This is a genomic window from Sphingomonas sp. 28-62-11, assembly GCF_002278865.1.
Taxonomy (GTDB): Bacteria; Pseudomonadota; Alphaproteobacteria; order Sphingomonadales; family Sphingomonadaceae; genus Sphingomonas.
Map to the genome: position 1 here is coordinate 39299 of NZ_NCGB01000007.1, position 26853 is coordinate 66151.

The 26853-nt window shown below is 61.8% G+C and carries 23 protein-coding genes and 1 tRNA gene; 13 read left to right on the forward strand and 11 right to left on the reverse strand.

Annotation, left to right across the window (positions count from 1 at the left end):
• Positions 1-108: 108 nt before the first annotated feature.
• Entirely contained in the window at positions 109-795 is a 687-nt protein-coding gene (locus B7Y49_RS03385; protein ID WP_374126160.1) for a 2OG-Fe(II) oxygenase, read from the forward strand.
• 66 nt (positions 796-861) lie between these two features.
• Here B7Y49_RS03385 and B7Y49_RS03390 read toward each other — a convergent pair whose 3' ends face one another.
• The 7 genes from B7Y49_RS03390 to lon form a co-directional block, all read right to left on the reverse strand.
• Positions 862-3612 carry a TonB-dependent receptor domain-containing protein gene (locus B7Y49_RS03390; RefSeq protein ID WP_374126161.1) on the reverse strand — a complete coding sequence of 917 codons (2751 nt, stop codon included), beginning with the start codon at positions 3610-3612 and terminating at the stop codon, positions 862-864.
• A 100-nt stretch (positions 3613-3712) separates the two neighbouring features.
• Complete coding sequence (locus tag B7Y49_RS03395) at positions 3713-5356, reverse strand: hypothetical protein (RefSeq protein ID WP_374126162.1); 1644 nt, start codon at positions 5354-5356, stop codon at positions 3713-3715.
• A 189-nt stretch (positions 5357-5545) separates the two neighbouring features.
• Positions 5546-6856: an amidohydrolase family protein gene (locus B7Y49_RS03400; protein WP_374126163.1), complete on the reverse strand. Its 1311-nt coding sequence runs from the start codon at positions 6854-6856 to the stop codon at positions 5546-5548.
• A gap of 104 nt (positions 6857-6960) precedes the next feature.
• A tRNA-Val gene (locus tag B7Y49_RS03405) sits at positions 6961-7035 on the reverse strand.
• Positions 7026-7148, reverse strand: a complete 123-nt coding sequence (locus tag B7Y49_RS03410; protein ID WP_374126164.1) for a hypothetical protein — start codon at positions 7146-7148, stop codon at positions 7026-7028. Before B7Y49_RS03410 ends, B7Y49_RS03405 begins: the two co-directional genes overlap by 10 nt.
• A 13-nt stretch (positions 7149-7161) precedes the next feature.
• Positions 7162-7434, reverse strand: coding sequence for an HU family DNA-binding protein (locus B7Y49_RS03415; RefSeq protein WP_374126165.1), 273 nt, complete (start codon positions 7432-7434; stop codon positions 7162-7164).
• 194 nt (positions 7435-7628) lie between these two features.
• Positions 7629-10049, reverse strand: coding sequence for an endopeptidase La (gene lon / locus B7Y49_RS03420; RefSeq protein WP_374126166.1), 2421 nt, complete (start codon positions 10047-10049; stop codon positions 7629-7631).
• Here lon and B7Y49_RS03425 point away from each other — a divergent pair.
• The 8 genes from B7Y49_RS03425 (at position 10048) to B7Y49_RS03460 (ending at position 18208) form a co-directional block, all read left to right on the forward strand.
• Positions 10048-11820, forward strand: coding sequence for a M1 family metallopeptidase (locus B7Y49_RS03425; protein WP_374126167.1), 1773 nt, complete (start codon positions 10048-10050; stop codon positions 11818-11820). The genes lon and B7Y49_RS03425 overlap by 2 nt on opposite strands.
• A gap of 73 nt (positions 11821-11893) precedes the next feature.
• Positions 11894-12493 carry an isoprenylcysteine carboxylmethyltransferase family protein gene (locus B7Y49_RS03430; RefSeq protein ID WP_374126168.1) on the forward strand — a complete coding sequence of 200 codons (600 nt, stop codon included), beginning with the start codon at positions 11894-11896 and terminating at the stop codon, positions 12491-12493.
• Between the two features lie 43 nt (positions 12494-12536).
• Positions 12537-13175 carry a phosphoribosylanthranilate isomerase gene (locus tag B7Y49_RS03435; protein ID WP_374126169.1) on the forward strand — a complete coding sequence of 213 codons (639 nt, stop codon included), beginning with the start codon at positions 12537-12539 and terminating at the stop codon, positions 13173-13175.
• Positions 13172-14416 carry a tryptophan synthase subunit beta gene (gene trpB / locus B7Y49_RS03440; protein WP_374126170.1) on the forward strand — a complete coding sequence of 415 codons (1245 nt, stop codon included), beginning with the start codon at positions 13172-13174 and terminating at the stop codon, positions 14414-14416. The genes B7Y49_RS03435 and trpB overlap by 4 nt, the downstream gene beginning before the upstream one ends.
• A 283-nt stretch (positions 14417-14699) precedes the next feature.
• Positions 14700-15503, forward strand: coding sequence for a tryptophan synthase subunit alpha (gene trpA, locus B7Y49_RS03445; RefSeq protein WP_374126171.1), 804 nt, complete (start codon positions 14700-14702; stop codon positions 15501-15503).
• On the forward strand, positions 15500-16354 hold the full coding sequence (gene accD / locus B7Y49_RS03450; RefSeq protein WP_374126172.1) for an acetyl-CoA carboxylase carboxyltransferase subunit beta: 855 nt from the start codon (positions 15500-15502) through the stop codon (positions 16352-16354). Before trpA ends, accD begins: the two co-directional genes overlap by 4 nt.
• Before the next feature lie 30 nt (positions 16355-16384).
• Positions 16385-17707, forward strand: coding sequence for a folylpolyglutamate synthase/dihydrofolate synthase family protein (locus B7Y49_RS03455; RefSeq protein WP_374126173.1), 1323 nt, complete (start codon positions 16385-16387; stop codon positions 17705-17707).
• Between the two features lie 63 nt (positions 17708-17770).
• A complete protein-coding gene (locus B7Y49_RS03460; RefSeq protein WP_374126174.1) occupies positions 17771-18208 on the forward strand; it encodes a DUF6628 family protein in 438 nt (145 codons plus the stop codon).
• Here the strand turns inward: B7Y49_RS03460 and B7Y49_RS03465 are convergent.
• A complete protein-coding gene (locus B7Y49_RS03465; protein WP_374126175.1) occupies positions 18201-19529 on the reverse strand; it encodes an MFS transporter in 1329 nt (442 codons plus the stop codon). The two genes, B7Y49_RS03460 and B7Y49_RS03465, sit on opposite strands and share 8 nt — an antisense overlap.
• A gap of 62 nt (positions 19530-19591) precedes the next feature.
• Here B7Y49_RS03465 and B7Y49_RS03470 point away from each other — a divergent pair, with 62 nt between their 5' ends.
• On the forward strand, positions 19592-20746 hold the full coding sequence (locus tag B7Y49_RS03470) for an aromatic ring-hydroxylating dioxygenase subunit alpha (protein WP_374126176.1): 1155 nt from the start codon (positions 19592-19594) through the stop codon (positions 20744-20746).
• Positions 20737-21588, forward strand: coding sequence for a subclass B3 metallo-beta-lactamase (bla, locus tag B7Y49_RS03475; protein WP_374126177.1), 852 nt, complete (start codon positions 20737-20739; stop codon positions 21586-21588). Before B7Y49_RS03470 ends, bla begins: the two co-directional genes overlap by 10 nt.
• Positions 21589-21607: 19 nt before the next feature.
• Here the strand turns inward: bla and B7Y49_RS03480 are convergent, their stop codons facing one another.
• Entirely contained in the window at positions 21608-22042 is a 435-nt protein-coding gene (locus tag B7Y49_RS03480; RefSeq protein ID WP_374126178.1) for a response regulator, read from the reverse strand.
• 110 nt (positions 22043-22152) lie between these two features.
• Here B7Y49_RS03480 and B7Y49_RS03485 point away from each other — a divergent pair, with 110 nt between their 5' ends.
• Both B7Y49_RS03485 and rsmD read left to right on the forward strand, forming a co-directional pair.
• Positions 22153-23316 (forward strand): pseudouridine synthase, encoded by a 1164-nt coding sequence (locus B7Y49_RS03485; RefSeq protein ID WP_374126179.1) that lies wholly within the window; start codon positions 22153-22155, stop codon positions 23314-23316.
• A gap of 3 nt (positions 23317-23319) precedes the next feature.
• On the forward strand, positions 23320-23862 hold the full coding sequence (gene rsmD, locus B7Y49_RS03490) for an RsmD family RNA methyltransferase (protein ID WP_374126180.1): 543 nt from the start codon (positions 23320-23322) through the stop codon (positions 23860-23862).
• Here rsmD and B7Y49_RS03495 read toward each other — a convergent pair.
• Positions 23847-25127 (reverse strand): MFS transporter, encoded by a 1281-nt coding sequence (locus B7Y49_RS03495; RefSeq protein ID WP_374126181.1) that lies wholly within the window; start codon positions 25125-25127, stop codon positions 23847-23849. The genes rsmD and B7Y49_RS03495 overlap by 16 nt on opposite strands.
• 51 nt (positions 25128-25178) lie before the next feature.
• Positions 25179-26828: an inorganic phosphate transporter gene (locus tag B7Y49_RS03500; RefSeq protein WP_374126182.1), complete on the reverse strand. Its 1650-nt coding sequence runs from the start codon at positions 26826-26828 to the stop codon at positions 25179-25181.
• Between the last annotated feature and the right edge of the window lie 25 nt (positions 26829-26853).

The window sequence follows — 26853 nt, forward strand, 5'->3', positions numbered from 1 at the left end:
CAACGTCTTATTGATGAACAAAAAGGGACAATATGATGATGTTCGTCGCCTTATGCCATGTCGGCATTGATCGGGCTGGAAAACAGGGTGTCCGTTTGGCAGAGTGACATGGTGACCGGTATCCGCCCTTTCCCCGCCGCAGAGCCCGTGTTTCAGCGTGGCTCGGGCTTACCAGCCGCGCCGGTACTAACGCGGATCGCCCAGCATAGCGGGGTTCAAAAAGTGCCCAGCCCCAAGCTGACATTGTTCCTGAAACGGGGCTTTCTGTCGGCGGATCTGTGTGCGCGCCTGATTGATCGGATCGATGCGCAGCGCCGCCCTTCAACCCTGTCCGATCCGAATGGCGACGACAGTTTTCGGACCAGCGAAACTTGCGATTTCTTACCCGGCGATCCGCTGGGCCAGATTGTCGATAGCGCGGTCTGCGATTTCATGGACATCGACCCGATATATGGCGAGCCACTCCAGGGACAGCGTTACGCGGTTGGGCAGCAGTTCAAGGATCATACCGATTATTTTGAACCGCTTGGCCTGGACTACGAAAAATTCTGCAGCGTGGCCGGCCAGCGGACATGGACCGCGATGATTTATCTCAACGAACCGATCGCCGGAGGCGCGACCCGTTTCAAGGCGATCGACAAGATCGTCAAACCCGAAACCGGCAAATTGCTAATGTGGAACAACCGCCAGGATGACGGCCAGCCCAACCCGCTGACCATCCACCAAGGCATGAAGGTGCGCGCCGGCACCAAATATGTGCTGACCAAATGGTTTCGCGAACGGCCTTGGGGCTGACGAACGACCAATGAAAAAACCCCGGCGGCCAGGCCACCGGGGTTTTTTCTGTCAGTTAAGTCCGGATCAGAGCTTCGCGCTGACCGAGAGCTGCACGATGCGGCCAACACGGTAACGGTTGATGAAGATCTCATTGCCGTTGGGGAAACGCTGAAACTCGCGATAACCCGTTCCAGTCAAGTTGCGGCCTTCAAGCTTGATCTCGAATTCAGCTGGACCGAATTTCACACCCTGGCGAGCAACGACATCGAAGCGGAAGCCTGGCCGCTCGATAATGTCGGGCAGGAACCCAACGCCGCTCAGATTGCCCGGACCACGGTTAGTAATCCGTTCGCTGGCATAATTTGCCAGGAATGTGAGCTGCGAGAGTGACGCCTTGTCTTCGATACCGATCTGGCCGTTGACGATATGATCGGACTGGCCGGTAAGTGCCGCCCCGTCGCGGAACAATTGGACGGCTGGCCGCATGGCCGTGCTGCCAATCCCGCCACCTACGTCCGGCACCAGCTCGTTATTCGCGTTAATCGACGACTGGGTATAGGTGTAGTTGGCGCTCAAGATCAGACGACGGGTCGCAAAGAACGGGGAGTCGAGGAAATCGAGGTTGAAATATTTGATCGCCTCAATTTCACCACCGTAAAGACGCGCGCTCGGTACGTAGGAAAAGCCGGTCTGTAGTCGTGCGTCGGGCGAGGGACGGAAACCGACCTGTTCGATCGGCCGGGTAATGTCCTTATAGAAGCCCGAAATCGTGATCCGTTGCTCACGGGCATAGAACCACTCATAGCGCAGTTCGTAATTGGTGAGTTCGGAGTCCCGCAGGTTCGGGTTACCGAAATACAAGCGATCGCTTTCGAAATCCTGGAACTGTTGAGCGGCAAGTTCGCGGAACTGCGGACGGGCGATCGTCTTCGAGAAGTTGCCGCGCACTTGCATGTCACGCGCGAAGTTCCAGGTCAGCGTTACGGCTGGCAGGAAATAATCATTGTTCAACCGCGTTGGAGTCACGCCATCGCTTGGCGTGACTCGCTGCTGTGCAGTTTCGTAGCGAACGCCCGCAATTGCGCGGACACCGTCAAAAAACTCTGCCTCACCCTGCACATAGCCCGCATGAACGCGCAGCTGAGCATTATAGGACGAAGACCCCGCCGCACCGCCAGTAAAGCGCAAGCGAACGCAGCCTGGCCCAATGCCGTCGTTGATCGTCGGGCAGGCGTTGAAGAGGACGTCATTAGCTAGCAACAGATCGGGACGGAAAAAGCTGAACGGCGATGGCAGCGAGCTGCCGCTGCCGCGGTTGGTTTCATACACAAACGGCAGGCGCGATGAATCGCGTTCCGCGTCGCTGAAAAAATAACCAGCCGAAATCGTCGCCGGGCGGCTGAACGGCAGTTTGTACGATGCGTCAGCCTGGGCGCTGTAGAGATTTTCGTTCAGATCACTGAAGGTGATCGTCGCAAACGGGCCAAACGCATTGGTCGCCTGGAACGCGCCCACTGGGTTGCCAGCAAGATCGGTGCCTGCATTTGGCGTGAACAGATAATCGAACTGACGCTCGTACGGAGAAACGCGCTTCGAATTGGCGTAGGCACCGCGAACATCAAATGACAGATCGCCGAATTTGAACTCGCCAACTGCCTGGGTTTCGAACAACTGCCGTTCGAACCAGCTGGTGTTCTGGGTGAAGCGCGGCTGACCCTGGCTGTTGTTGAAGATCGTCGCGGTCGAACCACGCGCCTGCTTGTCGGTGTCGTGGATATAGACGTTGGTGAAGCGCAGCTTGTGATCGCCAAATTCAAGGCCAAGACCGATCAGCGCGTTCACCACGACGCGATTGTCAGTGATGATCGTGTTGAAATCCTGCCGCGCAACGCCGGTCAGGTCGATGGCGTCCTGCTGCGTTGTCTGACGGGTACGAAAACCGTTCGACAGGCTAGCCGAACCAACAATACCAAGCCGTGTCGAACCAATATCCTTGGTGTGGCCGAAGCTGACTTCACCCGACCAGTTCGCCGGAATATTGGTATTCTGCTGCAGAAGCGATGTCTGCGCGCCGGAAAGCTGCGCGACCTGCTCGGTTGGGATCAGACCACCGGTTTGACCAATATTGGTGATGAAAGCCGGCACACGGCGTGTGCCATCATCAAAACCGAACACGTCACGGCTGCCGCCATCATAAACAAAGCCGAACTGCCCGGTCGAAACCGAATCATACGCAACCGAACCGCCGACGGTCAGGAAGCTTTCCTTTGGCACGGCTTTGGTCGTCAGGTTGATCACGCCGCCGCCGAATTCGCCCGGATAATTGGCCGAATAGCTCTTCTGGATCAGCGCCGATCCAACGATCGAGGTCGGAAAAATGTCAAGCGGCACCGAACGGCGCAGCGGCTCGGGTGATGGCAGCGGCGACCCATTCAGCAGCGCTGACGAATAGCGATCGCCCAGGCCCCGAACATAGACCTGGCCATTGCCGACCACCGACAGACCGGCAACACGCGACAGCGCACCAGCGATGTCGCCTTCACCCGTGCGGGCGATGTCCGCTTCGGACAGGACCGAGAGGACCTGCGGCGTTGCACGGACGGTGTTAGGGATATTGCGGCCGACGACTACGATGTCCTGCGCATTGGCTTCGTCGAAACCGGGCGAGGATACTTCGATCTCTTCAACCGGTGCTTCGGCTTCTGCCGGATCAGCGGGTGCAGGCGTCTGGGCGGGGGGGGGCGTCTGCTGTGGCGCGGACTGCGCAAGCGCGGCTGGCGAGACCAGCTGCGTGGTTAACAGAAGAAGCGTACCAAGGGCGAAGCGCTCTCTCATGGCCGAATATCCCAATCAAGTTTCGGTAACAAAAAGCCGGGGTGGGCGATCACGACCACCCCGGCATCTCAAAAGGCGAACCAGGTCGCCCGCTCAGGCCTCAGCGGCCTTGGCAGCCGAAATAGACCGAGTTGAACACCGGCGGGCCCTGATCCTGCAGTGCAGGGTTAGCCGCACGAACCGTGGTGCGGTCAGCCGCTGAAACCTGGGTCGCCGTGATGTTCACGCAAGCCACGCCAGCAGGCGTCTGGACGATGCCGTTGACGAAGGTGCCGTCGGCACCACCGCGCAAGCGGATCGACGCTGGCGGGTTCTGGCTGGCTGCGCGCGTAATGAACGTAAAGTTCGCATAGCGTGCCCAGCTGCGTGGCAGCAGATCTTCAGCACCGTTCGATTCGATTTCGGTCGCGAACGAGTCAGCGGTTGCGCCGCTGCTCTTCTGCGCTGCAATCAGGAACTGAGCGAGGCCGCGATAGCCATTGTCGATGTCAAAACCATCGTCGTCTGCACCGGTGATGGCGAGGAAGCGAAGATTGACCGTACCACCGAAAATTTCGATGCCGTCGTCAGCAGAGTTATGGCTCTGGACGTTGCTGATCGTCGTGCCGCTGCCAACGCCGCCGAGCGTCAAACCCTGCAGTTCGTTGCCTTCGCTGATCGCGATGCCGCTATAGTTGATCTGAACGAACTGAATGGTTCCGCTATTGTCGTTGAGCGTTGGGCCGCCATAGTTACGACCGGTAACACCTTCGATAGCGTTTTCGCAGGTCGTGCTCGTTCCACCAGCATCGTTTGGACCAGTGCCGGTGCGGCAAACGCCCGTCGGCGCGCGCCCAAGGATGATCACGCCACCCCATAGGCCCTGCGAAGAATCGGAAACGCCGTTCGCAGCAAGGTTCTGCTGTGCGGTGAAGATGATTGGCGCAGTGGAAGTCCCAACGGCATTGATGCGTGCACCGCGGTTGATCAGAAGCAGATCGTTCGATGCCTCGCTCGAGTCAGCCGCGATAACGACGCCAGCAGCGATCGTCAGCGTTGGGCCGGTTGACGTACTGGTCGAACCGGCATCGACACCCACTTCGGTCTGGCCACGCAGGCGGTACACAACGCCCGTGATCCGCGGGAGCGTGAGATCGGTGGTGATCAGCGTTGGCAGGCGACAGATACGGAAGGACGAGACCAAGCCATCATTGGTCGTGCCGGTTGGGCACACTGCGGTCGCGCCGCCGGTGCCCGCAGGTGCTGCGCCAACGCAAAGGCGGGGAGCGGTGCCGCCGAAACTTGCCGCACCTGAGTCGCAAGTCCAACCCTGGAACGCCGTATCACCCGAACCGTTGACCGCGCCGACATAATTGGCGGTAACGAAGAACGACGTGCCGGTTGGGTTCAGCGTGGTTGGGTTGAAGCCCGGTGCTGCTGCAGCAGCACCCTGGGGCAGAATGCCGTTCAGGGGCGCAAAGCCGCTTGGGACGTTGTTCGTGCCGGCATTCACCAGAGCGAGTTGTTCGTCAGCCGTAATCGGGGTCGTCGCACCGCCGCCTGCGGTCGATGCGAACTGCGCTGCCGTGATTGGCGCAAGCGTCGCGGTTGGCGACGGGGTTGGCGCTGGTGCAGGTGCTGGTGCGCTGATCACAAGGGTGCCCGGGCCGGGTGAGGCAACGCTGGTGGCGCCGTCGCAGCCAGCAAGAGCCGCGCTTGCGCAGCTGGTCAAAAGGATGAGGCTAACGCGTTTGAAGCTGGCCATAAAATCTCCGATCCGGTTTTTTCCGGGTTGCTGAACTGGGCTGGCGCCCCGACCGACTCGGATGTTCCCCCTGTCGGCCTCGGTCGTGGCGGTAAGCCGGGGGCATGACGGGAGGATGCTGTTTCAGAGACAAATACGTGACTTTAAAATGACAATTATGTGTCGTTGCATTTTTACCGACATGAAAAATCAATTAGTTAGTGGTGATTTTATGACCTTGCCGTCCTTCATCACCATCGCCACGTCCCGAATTGCGTCAATCTTCTGTTCAGGATTTCCTTTGATCGCAACAATATCGGCCAACATGCCGGGCGCGATCGATCCAAGCCTCTCCGCAATGCCGAGAACGCCGGCATTGCCTGATGTTGCCGCCATCAGCGCCGCGGCTGGTGGCATACCGCCAGCGATCATCAGCACCAGCTCGCGCGCATTGTCACCGTGGGTAAAGACCCCGGTATCCCCGCCGACACACATCTTCACCCCCGATTTGAGGGCCAGCGCAAAGCTCCGTTTCTTCGCGATGACGGCCGGGGGCTCCGGCGCGGCACCGTTCCATCCGCGATAGCGTTCGATCGCATCGGTTGCGGCCAGCGTCGGGCAGAATGCCACGCCCCGCGCTTTCATCAGGTCGAAAACCTCTGCCGTGCCGTCATTGCCGTGCTCGATTGAGTCGACCCCGGCCAGCGTCGCGCGGCGCATCCCCTCCGGCGTGCTGGCATGTGCCGCCACGGTGCGACCGGCATCATGTGCTGCCTCCACCACCGCGCGCATCTCGGCAATTGAGAAGGTCGGTCGACTGGGTTCGCCGGACGCCCAGCGATAATCGGCATAGAGCTTAATCACATCGGCGCCATTCCCGACCTGCCGACGGGCGGCGATCACCAGAGCATTACCATCAGCTTCCTCAGCCCCTTGCGGCATATCAACGCCGGGTTCGAACCCCTTGGGTCCATAGCTCCCTGTCGCGACCAGCGCGCGGGTGGCGATCAGCATCCGGGGGCCTGTCATGATGCCCTGGGCAATCGCGGCCTTCAGCCCGACATCGGCATAACCAGCGCCTTCGGTGCCGAGATCGCGAACGGTGGTAAACCCAGCTAACAGTGTTGCGTGCGCATTCACTCCGGCACGCAGTGTCCGCAGCGCCAGCGGTTCTTTCAACACCTGATCATTCCAGGATGTTTCGTCATAGGGATGAAGGAACAAATGGACATGTGCGTCGATCAGCCCTGGCAGCAACGTCGTACCCGGCAACGCCATCGTTTCGGCATCGACCGGCGCTTCGACATCTGGTCCGACGCTGACGATGCGGGTGCCGCGTACCAGAACGCGCCATCCCTTGTGCACCAGCCCGTCGCGGCCATCGAACACCGCATCAGGCACGATTAGCGTCGTGCGCGTTGCGGCAGTGTCGTCGATGGGCGCACGTTGCGCTTCCGCTGCAGCAGGGATCACTAACGACGCGATCGACAGCGCAACCGTCATCATTCCGATTTTCATCATCGCCTGCTCCATTGCCCCACACCCCAATACCCGATGATGGACGAATGCAGCGGCACTACAAGCAAAAGGCCGGCCAGGACGATCGCCCCGGCAGGCCTTTGATATGGTGGGCGCGGCAGGGATTGAACCTGCGACCCCACCCGTGTGAAGGGTGTGCTCTACCACTGAGCTACGCGCCCGATCCGAAGCGCCCGGTTGCGGGCTGGAACAGGAAGGGCGGCAGTTGCCCGCCGCCCTCAAGCCGTGCCTTTAGCATGCGACCGATGCTTGTCCAGCCCCGGCCAATGGTCATGCTCCAGCGGAAATCAGTTTACCGCGTCTTTCAGGCCCTTGCCGGCCTTGAACTTGGGCTGCGACGACGCCTTGATCGTCATAGGCTCGCCAGTCCGCGGGTTGCGTCCGGTCGATGCCTTGCGCTTGCTGACCGAAAATGTGCCAAAGCCAACCAGGCGGACTTCATCACCCTTGGTCAGCGCACCCGAAATGGCGTCGAATACGGCCTCAACGGCCTTGCTTGCATCACCCTTGCTCAAGCCCGACGCATCCGCGACCGAACCAATCAGTTCTTGCTTGTTCATTCCTGGGAACCCCCGTTTCTACGATTGCGATCTTAGGCATTTCAATCAACCACGGCGTAGCCGAACGCCCTTTTAAGGCGGGTCCGCTAGCGGCTGTCAAAACAAATCCGTCACAATTCCGCCAAAAAAGCCGAAACTGTAACGAATTGGCCGTCCTTGTTAATAGATGCAGCTGGTTGCTTCGGTCCGTCGCATCAGTGGTGCACTTCACCGCCAACTGGAGGGACGCCCACGGGGGGTAGAGCCGCGAGTTCATCGGCATCGCTCCAGTCGATTGCCGTCAACGGCTCGGTCAGGGCGAGTCGTAATGCCTCATCGACATGGCGGATCGGGATGATCTTGAGCCCCTCGCGGATGTTGGCGGGGATTTCCGCCAGATCCTTCTCATTTTCTTCCGGGATCAACACGGTGGTGATGCCACCGCGCATTGCAGCGAGCAGCTTTTCCTTCAGGCCCCCGATTGGCAGAACGCGGCCGCGCAGGGTCACTTCACCTGTCATCGCTACATCGCGGCGCACCGGAACCCCGGTGAGCGTCGAGACGATCGACGTGACCAGGCCGATACCGGCCGACGGGCCGTCCTTTGGCACTGCACCCTCGGGCAGATGGACGTGGATGTCCTTGCGGGCGAAAATACTCGGCTTGATGCCATAGCTGGGCGCCCGGGCCTTGACGAAGCTCATCGCCGCTTCGACCGATTCCTTCATCACATCGCCAAGCTTGCCGGTCGTACGCACCAGGCCCTTGCCCTGCACGGTGACGCTTTCGATCGTCAGCAATTCGCCGCCAACTTCGGTCCAGGCAAGGCCGGTCACCGCCCCAATCTGATGCTCTTCCTCTCCCATGCCGAAGCGGTATTTCTGGACGCCCGCGAAATCGGCGAGGTTGTCCGCGGTGATCACCACGCTCGTCATCTTGCCCTCAAGGATGCGGCGAAGCGCCTTGCGCGCCAGCCGGGCGATCTCGCGCTCCAACGTGCGTACGCCCGCCTCCCGCGTGTAATAGCGGATCAGCGCGCGCAACCCGTCATTGGCGAGCTCGAATTCGCCCGCCTTCAGGCCGTGGGCCTCAATCTGCTTGGCGATCAGATGCCGTTCGGCGATCTCGACCTTTTCGTCTTCGGTATACCCCTCGAGCCGGATGATTTCCATTCGATCGAGCAGAGGTTGCGGCAAATTCAGGGTGTTGGCTGTGGTTACGAACATTACGTCTGAAAGATCGATGTCGATCTCCAGATAATGATCCTGAAATTTCGAATTCTGCTCAGGATCAAGCACTTCGAGCAGGGCAGAAGCCGGATCACCGCGGAAATCCTGGCCAAGCTTGTCGATCTCGTCGAGCAGAAACAGCGGATTGCTCGTCCCTGCTTTGCGTAAATTGGTGACGATCTTGCCCGGCAACGAACCGATATAGGTGCGCCGATGCCCCCGGATTTCAGCTTCGTCGCGCACCCCGCCCAGCGACTGGCGCACAAATTCACGCCCGCATGCCTTGGCAATCGACTTACCAAGCGAGGTCTTACCGACACCAGGCGGGCCGACAAGGCACAGGATCGGTCCCTTCAGTTTGTTGGTTCGGGCCTGGACGGCAAGATACTCGACGATCCGATCCTTCACCTTTTCAAGGGCATAGTGATCCTCGTCGAGCACCGCCTGAGCGGCCGCGATATCCTTTTTCAGCTTGGACTTCTTGCCCCAGGGCAGGCCGAGAAGCACATCAAGATAATTGCGCACCACCGTCGCCTCGGCACTCATCGGCGCCATCGTCTTCAGTTTTTTCAGCTCGGCCGTCGCTTTGGTGCGCGCTTCCTTGGAAAGTTTGAGCGTCGCGATCTTCTGAGTCAGCTCGGCGATTTCATCGCCCTCGCCTTCCTCGCCCTCATTACCCAGCTCGCGCTGAATGGCCTTCAACTGCTCGTTGAGGTAATATTCGCGCTGAGTTTTCTCCATCTGGCGCTTCACTCGGCTGCGGATCTTTTTCTCGACCTGCAGCACGCCAAGCTCGCCCTCCATGAAGGCGAACACCATCTCCAGCCGCTTTTGCGGATCGCTTTCGATCAGTAACGATTGCTTGTCAGCCACCTTGACCTGAATGTTGGCCGCAATGGCATCCGCCAATCGAGACGGATCATCGATCTCACCCAACTGTACCGCCGTTTCGGCAGGCAGCTTGCGGTTGAGCTTGGCATAATTCTCAAACTGGTCGACGACCGACCGCATCAGCGCAGCCATCTCGACTGACACGTCCGGCGCGTCGGCATCATTGGCCGAAGCGACAGCGTCGAGCATATCGATCTCCGCCGTCAGATGGCCATCCTGCGCTGAAATATGTGACAATCTGGCGCGACGCTTGCCCTCGACAAGCACGCGGACGGTGCCATCGGGCAGTTTCAGCAGCTGGAGTACGACGGCGGTGACGCCGATTTCATAAAGATCATCGCGATCCGGATCGTCCTCGCTCGGGTCGAGCTGGGCGACGAGGAAAATTTCCTTGGTGCCGGTCATCGCGGCTTCGAGCGCGGCTACGGACTTGTCGCGGCCCACGAACAGCGGCACGATCATATTCGGGAAAACGACAATGTCGCGCAGCGGCAATACGGGATAGGTGTTGGTCATGCAGTCTCCGGCGGCGCCCGATCGGGACGCCAATTGGTTCTTATATGGTGCGTGGCGCCGCCGCATCAATCGGCTTGCGGCAGGATTTGCGTTCCTGGCGCTGACTGGCGCTGCTCCCCCGAAAAAAGGCGAACCACCGCTAACCGAGCAGACCCAGAAATCGGGGGGCATGATTGATGCTGATCAGGCCAAGCTGCATTTCGACAGCGCTGATCTGGCGATCGAGATTCTGCCAGAGCGAGAGGCGATTGCGGCGACGGCCATCTTGGCCTTCACCGCAAAGGAGCCGATTGATCGGCTCGTCATCGATCTTGATCGCAACCTGCCGGTAACGGCGATCGATATCGATGGGCACGCCTTGCCAGCCACCGCCTGGACCAATCCGCTCGGCCAACTGGTCATCCGTCTGCCGGAAACGATCGCTGCAAAACACCAGGTCAAGGCGCGCATTCGTTATGGCGGTACCCCGCATGTTGCGGTTCGGGCGCCCTGGGACGACGGGTTCGTTTGGTCGCGGACCCGAGACGGAAAGCCGTGGGTGGCGTCGACGGCCGAAGGTTATGGCTGCGATCTGTTCTGGCCGTGTCTCGATTTCCCAACCGGCGAGCCAACGCAGGTGACACTCCACATCACGGTCCCCAAGGGCCTGTCGGCGCCGTCAAACGGCGTGCTGCTCGGTACCGATAAGCACGCCGATGGCCGCACGACATGGAACTGGCGGATCAAGCGGCCCAATACCTATGCGATCGCCATTACAGTCGGCCCCTATGAGCAGGTGTCAGGCACGTATAAGAGTCGCTTCGGTAACAGCATCCCGATGAGCTACTGGTATTTGCCGGGCGAAAAGCAGCAAGCCGAAGCCTTGTTCGCAGAATTCGCCCCGACGCTGGATTTTTTCGAAAGTGTGATCGGCCCCTACCCCTTTGCCGATGAAAAAGTCGGCGTGGTCGAAACGCCGCATCTCGGCATGGAGCACCAGACGATCAACGCTTATGGCAATGGCTATGCCAAGTCGATCGACGGGTTCGACTGGCTGTTCCACCACGAATTCGCGCATGAATGGTTCGGCAACCAGGTGACCGCGGCGAACTGGGACGATTACTGGCTGCACGAAGGCTTTGGCAGCTATATGCAGCCGCTTTACGGGCAGTGGCGCGAGGGTGACGCGCGCTATGCGACAATGCTCGATGCGCAGCGCGGCAAGATCGAAAACCGCGCCCCGCTAATCTCAGGCAAAATCCGCACCGAAGAAGATGTTTATGAACAGGCCAAGGGCGGGCCCGCGAGTGACATTTACTACAAGGGCAGCTGGACGCTGCACACGCTGCGCTGGCTGATCGGCGATGCCGCCTTTCTCGAGGCAACCCGGCGGCTGGTTTATGGGCGCACCGATCCCCGACCCGGCAATTTCACCCCGCGCTTCGGATCGTCCGCCGAATTCCAGGCGATCGTCAACCAGGTGACCGGCAAGGACTATGGCTGGTTCTTCGACGTTTATCTGCGACAGGCGGCGCTGCCCGATTTGGTGTCGAACCAAGCGGGCGGCATGTTGTCGCTCGAGTGGAAAGTGCCAGGGGGCAAAGCTTTCCCGATGCCAGTCGAGGTGCGAATGGGTGACACGCTGGTCCGCGTCGATATGGCAGGCGGGCGCGGCACACTTGCGCTGCCGACCGGTGCGCATGTCGTGATTGATCCGATGGCCCGTTTACTGAGGCGGTCGACGGCGGTCGAAGCGTTGCAGGCCTATCGTCGGGGGCCAAGCGCCAATTGAAGGCCGGCGCGCTGTTGTGGCGAGCGCAAAAGTGTGTATTATTTAAATAATACACTTTCGAGGTGGTTGCATCATGCTGCCTAAGACCGACCCTGTTGGCCTGCCCGCCCTTGCCGCGATGGCGCTTGGTTTCTTCGTGTTCCTCGTCACCCTGTTTCTCGCCCGGATGCGCGCGCGGGGGCAAGCTGGCGACAGCGGCGGCAAGCGCGACAATAGCTCGATCCTATGGATCATACTGCAGGGCGTCGGGATGGGTCTTGCCGCCTTCGGGCCGATCGACGCCAGCCTTGATCCTCTGTCGCCGTCGGCGCTGGTGACGGCGGCCGTCGTGCTGGCGCTCATGCTTGGTGCGGCGATGTTGTTTGACTGGTCATCGCGGACGATGGGCCGCAACTGGGCCCTGGTCGCCCGGACGCGCGGTGATGCGGAACTCGTCACCAACGGGCCCTTCGCTTTGGTCCGCAATCCGATTTATGTCGCGCTTGCGATGTTCATGCTGGCGATGGCGATCGCCTATGGGCACAGCCGGATGCTCATCATCGCCGCCCCGGTCTATGCCATCGCCACCTGGATGCGGGTGATGCTGGAGGAAAAGGTGCTGCGCGCCGAATTCGGCCCGGCCTATGACGTCTATGCGGCGCGCGTAAAACGTTTCGTGCCGGGTCTGATCTAAAGTCCGGGGTGACGCAGGCGCATTGACCGCCTAAGCCGCCCCCATGCCAGCTTTTGCCAAGATTTGCGGTCTGTCGACGCCCCATACCGTTGATGCCGCCGTCAGCCATGGCGCGGCGCATATCGGCTTCGTTTTTTTCGCCGCCTCCCCCCGTGATCTCGCCTTTGGGCAAGCTACTGGCCTGGCGGCGCGCGTGCCCGACCATGTTGGTCGGGTCGGCGTGTTCGTCGACCCGGACGACGCCCTCATCGACGCGGCGATCAACGCCGGCAAGCTGACCGCATTGCAGCTTCACAAGGCGGCACCCGCGCGCGCTGCCGCGCTGCGGTCTCGCACTGGGCTCGAGATCTGGGCGGCGGTCGCCGTTCGCGCTCGCACCGATCTCGACGCTGCGCGCAGTTTTGATGGGGCGGCAGACCGCATCCTTTATGATGCCAAAACGCCCGAAGGATCAGCAATGCCTGGCGGCATGGGGGTGCGGTTCGATTGGGCGCTGCTCGATGGTTTTCGCCACCCGCTGCCCTGGGCCCTGTCGGGTGGGCTTGATGCTACCAATGTGGGCGAGGCGATCCACCGTACCCGCGCCGAACTCGTCGATGTCTCATCGGGTGTCGAATCCGCGCCCGGCATCAAGGATATGGACAAGATCGCCGCGTTCCTTAAAGCCTGTGCCGCATCATGAACGCCCCCCTTTCCCCCGCCCCAAACTCCTTCCGCGCACAGCCAGACGATCGCGGTCATTTTGGCCAGTTCGGCGGGCGCTATGTCGCTGAGACGCTGATGCCGCTCGTGCTCGAACTGGAGGCGGAGTATAACCGCGCCAAGGCCGATCCAGCGTTCCACGCGCAGTTCGACGACCTGCTCGAACATTATGTCGGCCGCCCGAGCCCGCTTTATTTCGCTGAGCGGCTCACCGAGGAACTGCGCAAAGGTGCTGCCGAGGGGATGGGTGCAGAGGTTTGGTTCAAGCGCGACGAGCTCAATCACACTGGCGCGCACAAGATCAATAATTGCATCGGCCAGATCCTGCTCGCGATCCGCATGGGAAAGACGCGGATTATCGCCGAGACGGGCGCTGGCCAGCACGGCGTGGCGACCGCGACCGTCTGCGCACGCTTCGGGCTGCCCTGCGTCATCTATATGGGCGCACGCGATATCGAGCGGCAGCAGCCCAATGTGTTCCGCATGAAGCTGCTCGGCGCTGAAGTCCGCCCCGTCACCAGCGGCGCGGCGACGCTCAAGGACGCGATGAACGAGGGGCTGCGCGACTGGGTCGCGAATGTCCATGACACTTTCTACATCATCGGCACGGCGGCTGGCCCCCACCCCTATCCCGAGCTCGTCCGCGATTTCCAAAGCGTAATCGGCAAGGAGGCACGCGCGCAGATGCTGTCGCGCGTCGGTCGCCTGCCCGATGTGCTTGTCGCCGCGATCGGTGGCGGATCGAACGCAATCGGGTTGTTCCACCCGTTTCTCGACGATGCCGAGGTGAAGATGCTCGGCGTCGAAGCGGCAGGCCACGGCCTCGACAAGGAACACGCGGCCAGCCTCGCGGGCGGGTCGCCTGGGGTGCTCCACGGCAACAAGACCTATCTGCTGCAGGACGAAGACGGCCAGATCACCGAGGCGCACTCAATCTCGGCCGGGCTCGATTATCCCGGCATCGGGCCTGAGCACGCCTGGCTGCGCGACATCGGCCGCGTGGACTATACCAGCGCGACCGACATCGAAGCGCTCGACGCGTTCCAGCTGCTCTGCCGGACCGAAGGCATCATTCCCGCGCTTGAACCGAGCCACGCGATTGCAGCCGTCGCCAAGCTCGCGCCAACGATGCGGCAGGACCAGATCATCCTGGCGAACCTGTGCGGGCGCGGCGACAAGGACATTTTTACTGTAGCTGAGGCGTTAGGGGTAGAACTGTAATGGACAATTCAACGATCATATTATTGACATTATTATTTCTAGTTGTGCTTATTCCTGTATTGATTTGGGTTTTCACAAGCCCCGAAGCCCCAGCGTCATACGGTGATAATGCGAGAAGGACGATCGAATACATAATTGCTTTGATAACCGTCTTGTTTGTCTTGGATTGCGCCAGCGACATCCCGCTGCGTTCCGATTTTGTGGCGCTGATCGTTGGCGTTACGTACCTGATAATTGCAGTCGATTGGTTGATGTTAGCCCCGGACGGGCGTCGAGCGGCCTTATGAGTCGACTCGCCGATAGTTTCGGCGCTGTCGCTGCTCAGCAGCGCGCGGCGCTCGTGACTTTCGTTACTGCGGGCGATGGCCCTACACCGGCCATCCTCGACGCCCTCGTCGCGGGCGGCGCGGACGTCATCGAGCTCGGCATGCCGTTCACCGATCCGATGGCCGATGGCCCCGCGATTCAGGCTGCGAACCTGCGCAGCCTCGCGGCCGGCACGACCACTGCTGATATCCTCAATATCGCTACCGATTTCCGCGCGCGGCACCCCAGCGTCCCCCTCGTTCTCATGGGCTATGCCAATCCGATGCTGCGGCGAGGCCCTGATTGGTTCGCCAACCAATGTGCAAAAGCAGGCGTCGATGGGGTAATCTGCGTCGATCTGCCACCCGAGGAAGACGATGGCCTCGGCCCAGAACTCCGCGCAGCGGGGGTCGACTTCATCCGTCTCGCCACCCCGACCACCGATGCCGCGCGGCTGCCCGCCGTGCTCGATGGGGCAAGCGGATTCCTTTATTATGTATCGGTCGCCGGGATCACCGGGCTGCAGCAGGCTGCCCAGACTTCGATCGAGGATGCGGTCGCTCGATTGAAGGCCGCGACCGATATCCCGGTCGCGGTCGGCTTTGGCGTCCGTACCCCTGAACAGGCTGAGGCAATCGCTCGTGTTGCCGACGGGGTCGTCGTTGGCTCGGCGATCGTCGAAATCATCGCCGAACACGGAAATGATGCGCCCGCGCATGTGACGCGCTATATCACCTCGCTCGCCACCGCGATCCGTTCTGCAAGAAAGATACCCGCATGACCTGGCTCAGCAATGTCCGCAACGCACTGTCGTTCGTCGTCGCCAAGAAGGAAACGCCCGACAATCTTTGGCACAAGTGCAAGGGCTGCGGGCAGCTGATCTTCGTCAAGGAGCTGGAGGATAACCTCCATGTCTGCCCGAGCTGCGATCATCACGAGCGGATCGGCGCGCGAACCCGGTTCGATTATACGTTCGATGCCGAAAGCTACACGGTGTTGCCCCCACCGCGCGTGCAGGAAGATCCGCTGAAATTCCGCGATACCAAGCGCTATGCCGATCGGATCAAAGCAGCGCGGACGGCAACGGGTGAAGGCGATGCGCTCACCAATGCGCGCGGACTGATCGGCGGGCGCAAGGCCGTCGTCGGTGTGCAGGATTTCGCCTTCATGGGCGGATCGATGGGGCTTGCCGTGGGCGAGGCATTCGTCGCTGGCGTGCAGGCGGCAATTGCCGATCAATGCCCGTACATCATCTTCACCGCTTCGGGCGGCGCGCGGATGCAGGAAGGTATCCTCTCGCTGATGCAGATGCCGCGCAGCACCGTGGCCATCCAGATGCTCCATGACGCCGGGCTGCCCTATATTGTCGTGCTCACCGATCCCACCTCAGGCGGCGTGATGGCGGCCTATGCGATGCTGGGTGACGTGCAGATCGCCGAGCCCAAGGCAACCTTGGCCTTCACTGGCCGTCGCGTGATCGAAAACACGATCCGCGAGAAGCTGCCTGATGATTTCCAGACATCGGAATACCTCCTCGCCCATGGCATGATCGACATGGTCAAACCGCGCAAGGAATTGCCCGAAACGCTCGCGCAGTTGATCGAGTTTCTCGGCGTGAAACAGGCGGCGTAACCTTCGGCACGCCAGAATCTGGGGCCGATCATGGCCGATAACGCGGTTTCCTCCTCGCCCGCCGTGCAGGCGCAGCTCGATCGACTATGGGCGCTTTCACCGGGTGCCGATATCCTTGGCCTCGAACGCATCACCGCGCTGCTCGATCGCATCGGTAACCCTCATCGAGAGTTACCCCCCGTGCTCCATGTTGCCGGTACCAACGGCAAAGGATCGACCTGCGCCTTTCTGCGCGCGGCGATCGAAGCGGCGGGGCTCAGCTGCCATGTCTACACAAGTCCCCATCTGGTCCGGTTCAACGAGCGGATCAGGATCGCCGGACGCTTGATCGAAGATGACGCGCTGGCGGCATTGCTGGCCGATGTGCTCGATGCGGCCGGTGATGTCGGCGCGAGCTTCTTCGAAGTAACCACTGCAGCCGCGTTCCTCGCCTTTTCCCGCGCGCCGGCGGATGCCTGTGTGATCGAGGTTGGGCTGGGCGGCAGGCTTGATGCCACCAACGTCATCACCGCGCCCATCGTCACGGGAATCGCGCAACTCGGCATCGATCATCAAAGTTTCCTCGGCGACACGATCGAGCAAATCGCGGGCGAAAAGGCGGGAATCGCCAAGCCGGCTGTGTCGCTTATCACGATGCGTTATCCACCGCATGTCGCGCAACGTGTCATCGCTGTTGCTGAACGGGCGGGTGCGCCGATCAGCAGGCTTGGCACCGATTGGCAGCTCCAGATCGGGCAAGGGCTGCGCTACGAAGATGGCCATGGCGTGATAGAGACCGGCCTGCCCCGCATGGCCGGTCCACACCAACCTGAAAATCTGGGGCTGGCGATCGCGATGCTTCGGCATCAGTCTGCGCTGACCATCCCGCCAAGCGCGTATCGTGCCGCAGCCGAATGGGCCGAATGGCCGGCGCGGATGCAGCGCCTTAGCGCAGGGCCGCTGGTCAGCCGGTTACCCGATGGCAGTGAGTTATGGCTCGATGGCGGGCACAATCCGGCGGCGGCCACCGCCGTCAGTGCCGCGCTTGAAGCCCGAGCGGCGGGTCGGCCTGTGCACCTGATTTTGGGCATGTTGGCGAACAAGGATGCGCGCGGGTTGATCCTGCCCTTCGCACGCTTTGCCCGGTCGTTGCAGGCCGTGCCGGTGCCGGATCACGCGCATCATGTGCCAGAAGCGCTGGCGGCGGCGGCGCTGTCGCTCGGGTTACGTGCGGCCGCGGCCGATGGCGTGCCACTCGCGCTCGACGCTATTGCCACGCGAGCAGACCCTGCCAATCCGCCTGTCGTGTTGATCCTCGGATCGCTCTATCTGGCCGGTGGGGTGCTATCGATGAATGGTCAGATACCAAGCTAGTTATTGAGATTGACTTGCAATAGCGACACTGGAATAGTGCGGGTTCCTGATCGGAGCCCGCCTATGACCGCCCATCCCGCCCCCGCGACTCTCCTCACCCAGCCGCTGCCGCATCCGCTGCCCGAAAACGACAATAGCCGACTGTTCCTGCTGTCCGTCCGGCGGCTCGGGGCACACGGGCTGGGTGATGCGCATATCGCCAATCACTTCATCACCGCCTTCGGCCCCGGCTTTCGTCGCCCCCTGATCCTGATGCGGGTGATGATGAGCGAACTCGCGGCGACGGCATGCACGCCGATCACGATTGCACCCTGTTGCTGCCGGCGAATGACCGCATCGGAGGCGACCCTGGTCGAGATCATGCGCCGGCTCGATCACCAGCCCATGGTCGCCCACGCCCTCCTCGCCGATCTGCTCGGCAACCGCCGCGTTGATGGGGTGCTGGCAACGATGGCGCTTGTCGGGTCTGCGTTTGCCGATGCAGGACGATGGATCAGGTAGCGTTGCGTTCACCGTCGGGCGTTGGTTCGGTCCCGGCATCGCCGATCGCTTGATCGACCAGGCCCGTCCGGATCATCCACCAGAACAGGAACACGCCGGGCAAGGCGACAATCGTGGTGATCCAGTAGAAGGTGACATAGCCGAAGCTCTCGACCATCGCACCCGCCGTGGTTGCAGTCAGCAGCCGCCCAACGATGCTCGATGCGGCCGAAATCAGGGCATATTGCGAAGCCGTGTACCGCAAATCGCACAAGGCGGCGAAATAGGCGACGACGGTCACCCCGCCGATGCCGCTGGCGAAATTCTCAAACCCAATCGCGGCGGCCAGCCCCCAATTGCTATGCCCCGCCCCCGCCAGCACGGCGAAGCTCGCATTGGACACCGCCATCAGAATCAGGCTCCAAAGCACCGATTGCTTCATGCCGATCCGCGCATAGATCGCCCCGCCGACGAAGATGCCGATCAAATAGGCCCAGAACCCGACGCCGACGTCGTAGATCGCGATCTCATCATTGGTGAAACCCAGATCGTTCAGCAGCAGCCGCAGGACGATCTGCCCGAGCGTATCGCCAATCTTGTGGATCAGGATGAACAGAAGAACGATGATCGCGCCATTGCGCTGGAAGAATTCGGTGAAGGGGCCGATGATCGATGTGATCAGTTCGGACATGCCCCGCTTTGCCGTCGGTTCGCGGTGGCGCTTGGGTTCGCCAAGCACCAACCCGGTGATCATCGCGGGCAAGGCAAAGGCGGCGCACGCGAGATAGGCGCCTTCCCACCCCACCCGCGATGCCAGCACAAGCGCAAGCGCGCCGGCCGAAACCGATCCGATCCGCCAGCCATATTGAGTCATCCCCGAACCGACACCGAGCTGGTAGGGTTCGAGCTGTTCGATCCGGTACGCGTCGATGACGATGTCAAAGGTCGCGCCCGCCAGCCCCACCAGGATCGCCGCGAGCACCGTCGCACCAATGTCACTCGTCGGGTCGACCAGCGCCAGGTTGGCGACCGCCGCCATCACCAGCACGCCCGCCAGCAAAAGCCACGACACGCGCTGTCCCAGATGCCCGATCAGCGGCAGGCGAACACCGTCCACGACCCAGGCCCAAAGCGGTTTCAGGTTGTACACCAGGAACGCCAGGGTGAACGCCGTGATGGTCTTCTTGTCGATGCCATCTTGCGCCAGCCTGCTCGTCAGCGTCGCCCCGATCATGGCGTAAGGGAAACCCGATGACACGCCGAGGAAGAATGCGGCGAGCGGTGCCTTTTCGACATAGGGCCTGACCCCGGACAACCAGTCTCGCTGCGCCTCCACCGTCATCGACCCCTTGCTCCCCACGCCATTCGGGGCGACACTAACCGGAAAACAGGAGAAGGACAGCCATGAACGTGCATGCACCGCACGGGTTGCGACCGACCGAGGGGCAGCTGGCGCTGGCGGCGATTCTGGCGAACGGGGGGACGCGGTCGAGCGCGGGGATCACGCATGTCGATGCCGCCGCCTATACATCGCCCGAACGCCATGCGGCAGAACAGGCGCATATCTTCGCGAAGCATCCGCTCGTCATCGCGCCGTCGGCGTTGCTGCCTGATGCCAATATGGCCGTGCCGCATGATGGGTTCGGCAAGCCACTGCTCGTCACGCGGGATAAGAACGGCACCGCCCATGTCTTCATGAACGTCTGCCGCCACCGGGGCACGCGGCTGGTGGAAGGCGGCGAGCCCGTCTGCGCGCCGCGCCTGATCTGCCCCTATCATGCCTGGAGCTATGCGCTCGACGGCGCCCTGACGGGCATGCCGCGCCCGGAAACCTTTCCGGGGCTCGACAAGGCAGATTTCGGGTTGAAACCCTTACCGACAGTTGAAGCGGGCGGGTTGATCTGGTTCGCGTTCGACGACGCCGCCGATTTCAGCGAAGCCCGAGCCCTCGGCGAGGATTTCGAGGCGTTCGATCTGCCCGGCCAATATCTGTTCCGCCGCAAGACGCACCGGGTGGCGGCGAACTGGAAGCTCATCATGGACGCGTTTCTGGAGAGCTATCACGTCCAGCGACTGCATTCGGGCACGATCGGGCCGTTCTTCAAAGACGGGGTGACGACCGGCGACCAAATTGGCCCGCATCAGCGGTCTGCCGTTGGTCGTGAGGCTGATCTGGTGGCCGCCGCGGGGAGCGACTGGCCGCAATTGCGGGCCGCGATTACCTATACCTATCAGATGTTTCCCGGCACCGTCCTGATCGTCAGCCCCGATTACATGAACCTGATGGTGATGATGCCGCAAAGCGAAGGCGAAGTGCTGGTCGAGGATTTCATGCTGATCCCCGCGGCCCCCGCGACCGACAAGGCGCGCAATCACTGGGAGCGGAGCTGGGCGCTGCTGGATGGCCAGGTGTTCGCGGGCGAGGATTTCCGTGCAGCTGAACTTGGCCAGCAGGGGCTGGCGTCAGGGGCAATTGACCGGGTGACCCTTGGCACGCTCGAAACCGGCATCCGGCATTTTCATGATGCGGTCGAATCGAGGTTGAACGGATGCGGCTGATCTTGTGGCTGGCGCTCGCGGCACTCGCGATTCCCACCCGGGCTACCGCCCAGGACGCGCAGCAGCGGATCGAATGGAACCGCCCCTTCGCGCCCTTCAATATCGTCGACAATGTCCATTATGTCGGCACCAAAGGCCTGTCGGCGTTCCTGATTACGGGCCCGAACGGCCATATTCTGATTGATGGCGGACTGCCCGAAAGTGCCCCGTTGATAGCCGCCAATGTCAAGGCGCTCGGTTTCCGGCTGCAGGATGTGAAATATCTGCTGATCAATCACACCCATTTCGATCACGCCGGCGGGCTCGCTGAACTTAAGCGACTGACCGGGGCCAAAGTGATTGCGACCGCTGCTCAGCAGGCCGATCTTGAAAGCGGCAAAACGATCGGCAGGCCCAGCCTTGCCCCGTTTCCGCCGGTGCGGGTCGATCGGATTGTCCATAATGGCGATCTGCTCGTACTTGGGCCGATCACATTGCTGGCCATTGCGAGCCCCGGCCATACCCGCGGCGGCGTTTCATGGTTGCTCGTCAACACCGGTCTCCGCGTGATGTTTGCCACCAGCCTGACGGTGGCCGGCCAGAACCTTGTGAATGATCCCGTCTATCCGCGCGCCGCCGCCGATTTTCGAAAAACCTTTGCGAGATTACGGGCGCAAAAGGCGGATGTTTTTGTCAATTTTCATCCCGACTTCTTCAATCTCGCTGAAAAGCGAGCGGCACAGCGAGGCGGGAAAGCCAATGCCTTTATCGATCCCGGCGAGCTCCAGCGCCAGATCGACAGTGCCGAAGTAGCGTTTCAACAAGAACTCGCACGCCAGGAGACTACCAGGAAGGCACCCTGAGCAGTTTAAACAATTCTGATCAGGCGGCAGTTCTGAATAGCGTGAAGCCGGGCGGCAGGCGTTTTGGGGTCGTACCGGTCCGGACGGCCTCAATCGCTGCAATCGCCAACGCCAGATCGCGCTGGGTATAGGGCTTGCCCAGGCAACCATCGGCCAGCGCCTCGGCTTCGGCGGGGCATTGGCCTGTCACGAACAGCACCGCAATTCCCGCTTTGGCCGCTGCTTTTGCAACGTCAATACCGCTGCCATCTGCCAGGCTGATATCAGCCAGCACCAGATCGATCGCCGAACCGCCATTGATCAGCGCTACGGCTTCTTCGACCCGATCGAGCGTCGCGACGACCTCAAATCCCTCGTCCCGCAGGAAATACTCATTCTCGAACGCCACCAGCGGCTCATCCTCAACGATGAGGAGCCGGTGGAACAATCGTTTCTTGCGCGCGAACAAAGCCACAACACACCCCCGGCGGCACAGCGCCCCGTGACGGTGCCCTAGCCAATGGACAACGCCCCTGTCCGCATTTTTTTGCAGCACGGGTGCAAATTGCCTGTATCAGCAACGCCATGCCCCCAACCAAGCCCGAAACACCACCCGCCACTGACGCGCGCGACGGCAATCGCATCGCCAAACTGCTTGCCCGTGCCGGAATCGCGTCACGCCGAGAAATCGAACGCATGATTGCCGATGGCCGAATCGCGATTGACGGCAAGGTGATCGACACGCCTGCCACGATCCTGCAATCGCTGCGCGGGGTAACGGTTGATGGCAACCCGGTGCAGGCGCCCGCCCCCGCACGGCTGTTCCTGTATCACAAGCCGAGCGGTCTGCTGGTTACCGAGCGTGACCCCGCCGGGCGACCGACCATCTATGACAAATTGCCGAGCGATTTGCCTCGCTTGGTCCCCGTCGGGCGGCTCGATCTGAATACCGAGGGTTTGTTGCTGCTCACCACCGATGGCGAGTTGAAGCGCCAGCTCGAATTGCCCTCGACCGGGGTCGAGCGCGCCTACCGCGCCCGCGCCTATGGCACCGTCAGCCAGGCGCAGCTCGAGGATCTGATCCACGGCGTAGAGATAGAGGGTGTGCGCTACGGCGCGATCAACGCCAATCTCGAACGCCGGACGGGTGCCAATGTATGGATCGAAATGATCCTGACTGAGGGCAAGAACCGCGAAGTGCGCCGGGTGCTCGAATTTCTGGGGCTGAAGGTCTCTCGCCTCATCCGCACCCGCTATGGCCCGTTCCTCCTCGGCGATCTCGCGCCCGGTGAGATTGGCGAGGTTCGCCAGCATGACGTCGTCGCGTTCCGTCGTGATCCCACCCGCAACCCACCGCCAGAGCATGCCAAAGCGCCGCCCCCTCGCAGCCGGGGCGATCGCACGGCTGCGCCTGCCCGCACCGATCGCCCGGTCCGTGCGCCCAAGCCTGGCCCCGACGCCGCCGAACCCCGCAAGGCGCCGCGCGTGGTGGCTGCGATCAAGCCCAAGCGCTTCTATGATGCCAAGGAAAAGGGTGGTGTGACGCCGGTCAAGCCAACGCGCGCACCCGTCCGCAACGAAACCAGTTCCCGCGCCCGCCGCACCGCGACCGATCCGCGCCGCAAGGACGCTGCACGCGACGGCGGCTTCATCGATAAACCGCGGGCTCCAACGCCGGGCAGTCGACCGGCGCGCGCATCAAAGCCAGGCGGCACGGGCAAACCCCGCCCGCCCCGGACGAGGCGCTAGGCCATGAGGATTATTGCCGGGCAGTGGCGCGGGCGGACGATCGTCGCGCCAAAAGGTGACGCCACCCGTCCCACCGCCGATCGGACTCGCGAGGGGCTGTTTTCGATGCTGATCAGCCGGATCGGCAGTTTCGAAGGGCTGGCGGTGGCCGATCTGTTCGCTGGATCGGGGGCGCTGGGGCTGGAGGCACTCTCTCGCGGGGCGGCATCCTGCCTGTTCGTCGAGAATGATCGTGCCGCCATCGATGCACTGCGCGGCAACCTTGCAAAGCTTGGCGCGACGGCGGATGTGCGGGCACTGTCGGTGCTGTCGCTGGGCCAAGCCACTAACCCGCTCGATGTGGTGATGATGGACCCGCCGTACGGATCAGGCGCTGGGTCAGTGGCGATCGACAAGCTGGCGCGGCTCGGCTGGATCGGTCCCGCGACCTGGGTGAGTGTCGAAACGGCGTTCAACGAGCCGGTCGAGGTCGCCGGGTTCGAGATCGATGCCGAGCGCAATTACGGCAAGGCGCGGATTAGCCTCCTTCGTCAGATGGCGGGCTGACGCCGCACCAGCATGAGCCCCCCTAGGCTCAGCGCTGCTGCCACCACCAGATACGCCCCAACCAGCGCCAGCCCACCGCGCGCCGCTAGCGCCTGCGCGATGATCGGCGCGAGTGCCCCGCCGATGATGCCGCCCAGATTGAAGGTCAGCGAAACGCCAGTGTAGCGCACCCCCGCCCCGAACAGCGACGGCAGCCATGCGCCAAGCGGACCATAGGCGAAGCCCATCACGAACAGCGCGAACGATAGCCACGCCCAGACGATCACGAGTGAAGCCGCCCCGAGCATCGGCCCCATTGTCAATCCGGCAAGAACCGCGCCCGCAAAACCCCAGCGCAGCATCGCGGGTGTGCCGAACCGGTCGGATAACGTGCACGACAGAATGATGCCCGCGGCAAGGAACGGGATCGCCAGCAGCTCGACGATCAGAAACGATTGGCGAGAATGGCCGAGCGTCGTGGTGCCATATCCCAGTGCAAAGGCGGTCGCGATGTAGAACAGCGCAAAGCACGCGATGACGCCGAACGTCCCGGCAATCGTGCTGCGCAGATCATGCTTTAGCAACTGGGCGATCGGCACCTTTGGCAGCGCGCCTCGCGCTGCCTCGGCGGCAAAGGCGGGTGTCTCGGCGAGCTTGAGGCGAACCCAGAGCCCGACGAACACCAGCGCGGCGCTTGCCAGAAACGGCAGCCGCCAACCCCAGGCGCGGAAACTCGCGTCACTCATCGTCAGGCCGAGGATCAGGAAAAAACCGTTGGCGGCGATGAAGCCGATTGGCGCGCCGAGGGGCGGGAACATCCCGAACCGCCCTGCCCAACCCGGCGGTGCATTCTCCACCGCCAGCAGCGAAGCGCCGCCCCATTCGCCGCCCAGCCCCAGCCCCTGTCCGAACCGCAACAGGCATAGAATCAGCGGGGCCGCCCAGCCGATCTGCGCATAGGTCGGCAGAAACGCGATCAGCACGGTCGATCCGCCCATCAGCAGTAGCGACGCGACCAAGGTCGATTTGCGCCCGACCCGATCGCCGAAATGCCCGAAAACGGCCGCACCGACCGGACGGGCGATAAAGGCCAGGCCGAAGCTGGCATAGGAGAGGAGCAATTGCGCCGCCGCGTCCTCCGCCGGAAAAAACAGCGGCCCAAACACTAATGCAGCGGCGGTGGCGTAAATATAGAAATCGTAGAACTCTATCGACGTGCCGACCAAGCTGGCGGTGAGGACACGGCGGTGCGCGATGAGCGGGTTGGTCGAGGGTGTAACGGTCATCCGCCCCTCATAGCCCGCCTGCTCGGCTTGTCGACGCGCCCCGAGCCCGGATCAGGCGGTGCCGGCCATTCGAAGCGCCGTCAGGAACAGCCAATACAACCCTCCCGCCAGCGCCATCACCGCAGGCAGGGTCAAAACCCAGGCCAGCGCCATGTTGCGAATCGTTGCGCCCTGCAATCCGGCCCCACTCGCCACCGTGGCACCTGCAACGCCGCTCGACAGGATATGGGTGGTCGACACCGGCAGCCCAAAGCGATCGGCGAGCAGGATCGTCATTGCGGCCATCAATTCAGCGGCGCCGCCCATGCCATAGGTCATGTGGGTCTTGCCGATCTTCTCGCCCACCGTCACCACGATGCGCTTCCAGCCGACCATCGTGCCGAGCCCGAGCGCAATCGCCACCGCAATCTTCACCCAGGTCGGGATGAAGCGTGTGCTACCCTCCAGTTCGTGCTGGAAATCGCTGATTGCCGCGCGATCGGCCTCGTTGAACGTGGACGCCGCCGATTTGTCCTTCAGCGCCAGTTTTGATGCATCGAGCGCCAGATACATGTCGTTTCGCAGTGGCGATGTCACCGCTGAGGGAACATTGGCAAGCGAACCATAGGTCGAAAGCTGTGCGCCAATATCGCGCGATACCGTGCCGATCGCTGCATAGACAACGGGGTCGCTGGCCGATTTGGTCTTGAGCGCGCTGGCCAGCACATCCCGCGCGGTGATGATGTTGACGGTCGCTGCGCCCGCCTTGGCGGCGAAGACATTGGCGGCACTGTCGGCGTGTTGCACAAAAGCGGGGGTCGCATCGGCCGGTACGCCACGGTTCAGCGCATAGGCGGTGGGGGCGCAGCCGATCAGGATCAGCATGATCAGGCCCATGCCCTTTTGCCCGTCATTGCCGCCATGCGCGAACGACACGGCGGTGCAGGTGAAGATCAGCAAGCCGCGGATGCCCGGCGGCGGCGGTTCATTGGCGGCGGGCTTGGCGTAAAGCTTTGGGTTGCGCAGGATCTGCTTCATGATGAGTAGCAGCGCCATCGCCCCGAAAAAGCCAATGATTGGCGCAATGGCGAGGCCGTAAAGCACTTCCTGCGCTTTCGCCCAATTGACGCCCGATGTGCCACCGGCACCGTTCGACAGCAATTGATTGGCAAGCCCAACACCCAGAATCGACCCGATCAGGGCATGGCTCGACGAGTTGGGCAAGCCGACATACCAGGTGGCCAGGTTCCACAGGATCGCCGCGAGCAGTAGCGCGAAGATCATCGCAAAACCCGCTGCATTGCCGACGTTCAGGATGAGTTCGACCGGCAACAGGGTTACGATTGAAAAGGCGACTGCCCCGCTCGACAGCAGCACCCCAAGTAGATTGAAAAAGCCTGACCAAACGACCGCGAGTTGGGCGGGCATCGAGTTGGTGTAGATCACCGTGGCGACGGCATTCGCGGTATCGTGAAAGCCATTCACGAATTCGAAGCCGAGCGCGATCAGCAATGCCAGTGCCAGCAGGATGACTGTCGCTATCGCCAGCGTTTCGCCAACCGCTGCGGTCTCATTCGCGATGCTGACCCCGGCATAGATCAGCCCACCCAGGATCGTCAGCGCAAAGACGATGCGCGCAATGGGATTGGCGGGGGCATCGAGCGCTGGGCGATCGGGATCGGCGTCACCCAAAGGCGCGCTGTCGGCAAGGGTTGTGGCCATAATTCCCAGTGACGTTAGTCTGTGT

Coding starts and splice junctions, on each gene's coding strand:
- B7Y49_RS03385 (WP_374126160.1), top strand. CDS start 109: ATGGTGACCGGTATCCGCCCTTTCCCCGCCGCAGAGCCCGTGTTTCAG.
- B7Y49_RS03390 (WP_374126161.1), bottom strand. CDS start 3,612: ATGAGAGAGCGCTTCGCCCTTGGTACGCTTCTTCTGTTAACCACGCAG.
- B7Y49_RS03395 (WP_374126162.1), bottom strand. CDS start 5,356: ATGGCCAGCTTCAAACGCGTTAGCCTCATCCTTTTGACCAGCTGCGCA.
- B7Y49_RS03400 (WP_374126163.1), bottom strand. CDS start 6,856: ATGATGAAAATCGGAATGATGACGGTTGCGCTGTCGATCGCGTCGTTA.
- B7Y49_RS03410 (WP_374126164.1), bottom strand. CDS start 7,148: ATGACCATTGGCCGGGGCTGGACAAGCATCGGTCGCATGCTAAAGGCA.
- B7Y49_RS03415 (WP_374126165.1), bottom strand. CDS start 7,434: ATGAACAAGCAAGAACTGATTGGTTCGGTCGCGGATGCGTCGGGCTTG.
- B7Y49_RS03425 (WP_374126167.1), top strand. CDS start 10,048: ATGCAGTCTCCGGCGGCGCCCGATCGGGACGCCAATTGGTTCTTATAT.
- lon (WP_374126166.1), bottom strand. CDS start 10,049: ATGACCAACACCTATCCCGTATTGCCGCTGCGCGACATTGTCGTTTTC.
- B7Y49_RS03430 (WP_374126168.1), top strand. CDS start 11,894: ATGCTGCCTAAGACCGACCCTGTTGGCCTGCCCGCCCTTGCCGCGATG.
- B7Y49_RS03435 (WP_374126169.1), top strand. CDS start 12,537: ATGCCAGCTTTTGCCAAGATTTGCGGTCTGTCGACGCCCCATACCGTT.
- trpB (WP_374126170.1), top strand. CDS start 13,172: ATGAACGCCCCCCTTTCCCCCGCCCCAAACTCCTTCCGCGCACAGCCA.
- trpA (WP_374126171.1), top strand. CDS start 14,700: ATGAGTCGACTCGCCGATAGTTTCGGCGCTGTCGCTGCTCAGCAGCGC.
- accD (WP_374126172.1), top strand. CDS start 15,500: ATGACCTGGCTCAGCAATGTCCGCAACGCACTGTCGTTCGTCGTCGCC.
- B7Y49_RS03455 (WP_374126173.1), top strand. CDS start 16,385: ATGGCCGATAACGCGGTTTCCTCCTCGCCCGCCGTGCAGGCGCAGCTC.
- B7Y49_RS03460 (WP_374126174.1), top strand. CDS start 17,771: ATGACCGCCCATCCCGCCCCCGCGACTCTCCTCACCCAGCCGCTGCCG.
- B7Y49_RS03465 (WP_374126175.1), bottom strand. CDS start 19,529: ATGACGGTGGAGGCGCAGCGAGACTGGTTGTCCGGGGTCAGGCCCTAT.
- B7Y49_RS03470 (WP_374126176.1), top strand. CDS start 19,592: ATGAACGTGCATGCACCGCACGGGTTGCGACCGACCGAGGGGCAGCTG.
- bla (WP_374126177.1), top strand. CDS start 20,737: ATGCGGCTGATCTTGTGGCTGGCGCTCGCGGCACTCGCGATTCCCACC.
- B7Y49_RS03485 (WP_374126179.1), top strand. CDS start 22,153: ATGCCCCCAACCAAGCCCGAAACACCACCCGCCACTGACGCGCGCGAC.
- rsmD (WP_374126180.1), top strand. CDS start 23,320: ATGAGGATTATTGCCGGGCAGTGGCGCGGGCGGACGATCGTCGCGCCA.
- B7Y49_RS03495 (WP_374126181.1), bottom strand. CDS start 25,127: ATGACCGTTACACCCTCGACCAACCCGCTCATCGCGCACCGCCGTGTC.
- B7Y49_RS03500 (WP_374126182.1), bottom strand. CDS start 26,828: ATGGCCACAACCCTTGCCGACAGCGCGCCTTTGGGTGACGCCGATCCC.